Annotated in this window: 6 protein-coding genes; 5 read left to right on the top strand and 1 reads right to left on the bottom strand. The window is 66.0% G+C overall.

The window, feature by feature from the left end; translation table 11 throughout:
• The 3 genes from KH616_RS22020 to KH616_RS22010 all read left to right on the top strand — a co-directional run.
• Positions 1–876 (top strand): D-alanyl-D-alanine carboxypeptidase family protein (locus KH616_RS22020; protein ID WP_292251289.1); only part of this gene is annotated, 876 nt, incomplete at its 5' end.
• A gap of 49 nt (positions 877–925) precedes the next feature.
• A complete protein-coding gene (locus KH616_RS22015; protein ID WP_292251287.1) occupies positions 926–1855 on the top strand; it encodes a D-amino acid aminotransferase in 930 nt (309 codons plus the stop codon).
• A complete protein-coding gene (locus tag KH616_RS22010) occupies positions 1852–2160 on the top strand; it encodes a YbeD family protein (protein ID WP_292251284.1) in 309 nt (102 codons plus the stop codon). Before KH616_RS22015 ends, KH616_RS22010 begins: the two co-directional genes overlap by 4 nt.
• Before the next feature lie 9 nt (positions 2161–2169).
• On the opposite strand, the gene KH616_RS22005 is transcribed toward KH616_RS22010, so the two are convergent.
• Positions 2170–3129, bottom strand: a complete 960-nt coding sequence (locus KH616_RS22005) for a transcriptional regulator GcvA (RefSeq protein ID WP_292251282.1) — start codon at positions 3127–3129, stop codon at positions 2170–2172.
• Between the two features lie 101 nt (positions 3130–3230).
• On the opposite strand from KH616_RS22005, the gene KH616_RS22000 reads away from it, so the two are divergent.
• Entirely contained in the window at positions 3231–3557 is a 327-nt protein-coding gene (locus KH616_RS22000) for a DUF2917 domain-containing protein (protein WP_292251279.1), read from the top strand.
• A gap of 87 nt (positions 3558–3644) precedes the next feature.
• Positions 3645–4351, top strand: a 707-nt coding sequence (gene lipB / locus KH616_RS21995; RefSeq protein WP_292251276.1) for a lipoyl(octanoyl) transferase LipB, incomplete at its 3' end; no start/stop codon positions are given.

Below are 4351 nucleotides of genomic sequence, written 5' to 3'. Positions count from 1 at the left end.
CGCATGTTCATCGAGGCGAGCAAGCCGGTGTCGGTGCACGACCTCGTCTACGGGATGATCATCCAGTCGGGCAACGACGCGGCGATCGCGCTCGCCGAGCTGGTCGGCGGAAGCGAGGGACAATTCGTCAACCTGATGAACGACGAGGCCGCGCGCCTCGGCATGAAGGGCACGCACTTCGCCGACGTGAACGGCATGCCCGACCCGAACCACTACACGACGGCCGGCGACCTCGCGACGCTGGCGGCGCACCTGATCCGCGATTTTCCGCAGTACTACAGCATCTTCTCGGAGAAGGAATTCAAGTACAACAACATCCGCCAGCCGAACCGCAACCGTCTGCTGTGGCTCGACCCGAGCGTCGACGGCCTGAAGACCGGCCACACGCAGGCGGCGGGCTACTGCCTGATCTCGTCGGCGAAGCGGGCGATGCCGGGCTCGGCGGACGCGCAGCGCCGCCTCGTGTCGGTGATGATGGGCGAGACGAAGGAAAGCGATCGCGTGCAGGACAGCATGAAGATGCTGAACTACGGCTACAGCGCGTTCGATGCGGTGCGCCTGTTCAAGGGCGGCCAGGCGATCGAGACGCCGCGCATCTACAAGGGCAAGAGCAACACCGTGCAGGTCGGCGTGAAGGGCGACCAGTGGGCGACCGTGCCGCGCGGCCTCGGCGAGAAGGTGAAGCCGGAAGTCGCACTGAACGCACCGCTGATCGCGCCGCTCGCCGAAGGCCAGCAGGTCGGCACCGTGAAGATCGTCGCCGACGGCAAGACGCTGTCGGAATTCCCGGTCGTCGCGCTGCAGGCGGTGCCGGAAGCGGGTATCTTCGGCCGTATCTGGGATTCGATCCTGCTGATGTTCAGCAAGAAAAAGTAAGCTGTTCGAGCCCTTTGAATCGACGACTTCATCACCATTTGTGCAAGCAATGAGCCAAGCCGATTTCGAACCGATCGTCTACCTGAACGTCTCGTCGCAGGCCGCGATGACGCCGCTGTCGGAAGCGCGCATTCCGGTGCTCGACCGCGGATTCATCTTCGGCGACGGCGTGTATGAGGTCGTCCCCGTCTACGCGCATGCGGGCGCGCACGTGCCGTTCCGGATCGCGCAGCATCTCGAGCGGCTCGACCGCAGCCTGAAGAAGATCGGCATTGCCAATCCGCATGATGAGGCGGGCTGGCGCGCGCTGATCGCACGGCTCGTCGACGCGAACGCGGCAGGGCTCGGCGGCGGCGACGCGCTCGTCTACATCCAGGTGACGCGCGGCGTCGCGAAGCGCGGCCATGCGTTCCCGGCCGGCATCGCGCCGACCGTGTTCATGATGACGAGCCCGCTGCGCGTGCCGTCCGCCGAGGAGCGGGCGCGGGGCGTGCGGTGCGTGACGGCCGAGGACCGCCGCTGGCTGCATTGCGATATCAAGTCGGTGTCGCTGCTCGGCAACGTGCTGATGGCGCAGTATGCGGTCGAGCACGACGCGTTCGAGACGCTGCAGCTGCGCGACGGCTACCTGACCGAAGGCTCGTCGTCGAACGTGTGGATCGTGAAGAACGGCGAGCTGCTGGCGCCGCCTCGCAGCAACAGGATCCTCGAGGGGATCCGCTATGCGCTGCTCGAGGAACTGGCCGGCGAATGCGGGATCCCGTTCGTTGCGCGCGACATCAGCGAGGCCGAACTGCGCGCGGCGGACGAGATCATGATTACGTCGGCGACCAAGGAAGTGCTGCCCGTGACGCAGCTGGACGATCTGCCGGTGCAGGGCGGCAAGCCCGGCCCGGTGTTCGAAGCGCTGTACGCGGCGTATCAGCGCGCGAAAGCGCGCGAATTTGAAAACGTAGACCCAACCCGGAGAAAATCATGAGCGAACCGTCCAAAACTGTCGAATTGACCGGCGCGATCGATACCCGGAAGGAATCGCTGCTGGAGTTCCCGTGCGATTTCCCGATCAAGATCATGGGCAAGGCGCATCCCGAGTTCAAGGACACGATCTTCAAGGTCGTCAGCGTCCATGACAAGGAGATCGACCTCGAGAAGATCGAGGAGCGCGCGTCGAGCGGCGGCAACTACACCGGCCTCACGATCACCGTGCGCGCGACGAGCCAGGAGCAGCTCGACGAAATCTACCGCGCACTGACCGGCCATCCGATGGTCAAGGTCGTGCTCTGATCCCCGCCTTTATCCTTCCTCCTGCGCTTGCGCGGCGGCCTTGCCCGCCGCGCGACGCGCGTCCAGTTCGTCGCACAGCAGCTTGAACCGCGCGACCTCCTGCCGCAGCCACGTCCTGAACGCCTGCACCCGCGGCGCATTCACCAGCGGCGGCGGACACACGAAGTAGTAATTCCACGGGCTCGGCCCGTCGATGTCGAACAGGCGAACGAGGCGTCCTTGCCGCAGCTCGTGGATCGCCAGCGAGCGGCGCACGAGCGCGATGCCCTGGCCGTCGATCGCCGCCTGAAGCAGGTTCGACGAATCCTGGTACAGGACGCCGCGCTTCGGCTCCGTCAGCGTGTCGAGACCGGCTGCGTCGAACCACGGCCGCCACAGCTCGTCGTCCGACCGCAGCAGGTTGTAGTGGACGAGGTCGGCGGGCGTTTGCGGCAGCTTGCCGCCGTTCAGCGTCGGCGCGCACGCCGGGAAAAACACCTCGTCGAGCAGCAGTTCCACATGCAGCCCCGGATAGACGCCGAAGCCGAAGCGGATCGCGAGGTCGACGTCGTCGCGCGCGAAATCGGTGAGGCCGTTCGTCGATTGCAGCTCGACGTCGATCTCCGGATGCCGCTCGATGAACGAGCCGATGCGCGGCGTCACCCAGCGCGCCGCGAACGACGACAGCATGGAGATCACGAGCCGCCGGTCGCGGTCGCTCGCACGGACGTCGCGCGTCGCATCGGCGAGCATCATCAGCGCGGTGCGGACTTGTTGCGCATAGCGCGCACCGGCGCCGGTCAGGCACAGCCGTTTGCCTTTGCGCACGAACAGCGGCACACCGAGTTCGTCTTCAAGTGCGCGCACCTGATGGCTGACGGCGCCGTGCGTGACGAACAGCTCGTCCGCGGCACGCGAGAAATTCTCGTGGCGGGCGGCGGCCTCGAACGCGCGGATCGCGTTCAGCGCGGGAAGCTGACGGAGGTCCATTGGCTAATTTTCCTCACATCGACGTGAAAATTGGTCGTTTGGTCAGACGCATGCGGACGACTAGGATTGTAGCCATCGAAGCATTTTTGGCGGAGCGGATCATGCAAGAAATATCTTCAAGCATCACGTTCGAAATTCCCCCCGGCGAAACCGTGCCGATGAAGGTGCAACGCAGCACGCGTCTGAGCGTCCAGTGCGGGCCGGTCTGGGCGACGCGCAGCAACGACGTCGACGACTACTTCCTGCTGGACGGCGAGACATTGCGGCTGCGGCGCGGCGAGCGGCTGTGGCTGAGCGCCGAAGGCGGGCAGAGCGCATGCGTCGCGTTCTCGGTCGCACGGCCGGCGAAGCAGGTCGCGCTTTCTGGCCTGGCGCGGCTGCGCGAACGGTTCGCGTCGCTGCTTCGCGACGGCTGGCGCACCGTCTGAACCGCGGAGCACGACGGACGCGGAGCACGGCGATCCGCCCCTTTCAGTGACCGGCGAGACGCATGGGTTTTCGGTAAACTACCGCCCATGTCCGTCTCGCCGGTTTTCATCGTGTCTACGCTGTCTACGCCTGCTGCCGTTCCCGATTCGCCCGCCGCGGCCCAGCCGGTTGCGGCCCAGCCGATTGCGGCCCAACCGGTTACCGTGCGATGGCGGGGCGTCGAGCCGTACGACGCGAGCTTCGACGCGATGCGTGCGTTCACCGAGGCGCGCACCGCCGACACCGGCGACGAGATCTGGGTGGTCGAGCATCCGCCCGTCTATACGCTCGGGCAGGCCGGCGACCCGGCCCACCTGCTGGTCGCCGACAGCCGCATTCCGCTCGTCAAGGTCGACCGCGGCGGGCAAATCACCTATCACGGCCCCGGCCAGATCGTCGTCTACCTGCTGCTCGACCTGCGCCGCCGCAAGCTGATGGTTCGCACGCTGGTGACCCGGATCGAGGAGGCCGTGATCGAAACCCTCGCGGCGTATAATCTCGGATCGGTCCGCAAGGCGGGCGCGCCGGGGATCTACGTCGAATCCGGCCCGCACGAGGGCGCGAAGATCGCGGCGCTCGGCCTGAAAATCCGCAACGGCTGCAGCTATCACGGCCTGAGCCTGAACGTGAAGATGGATTTGCGCCCGTTTCTCGCGATCAACCCGTGCGGCTATGCCGGACTGGAAACTGTCGACATGGCGAGCCTCGAGGCCGCCGCCGACTGGAACGACGTGGCGCATACGCTGGTGCGCCG

This window comes from Burkholderia sp., assembly GCF_018375725.1.
Lineage (GTDB): Bacteria > Pseudomonadota > Gammaproteobacteria > Burkholderiales > Burkholderiaceae > Burkholderia.
Note: the sequence above shows the minus strand (reverse complement) of the source record. Positions and strands in the feature narration are given on the sequence as shown.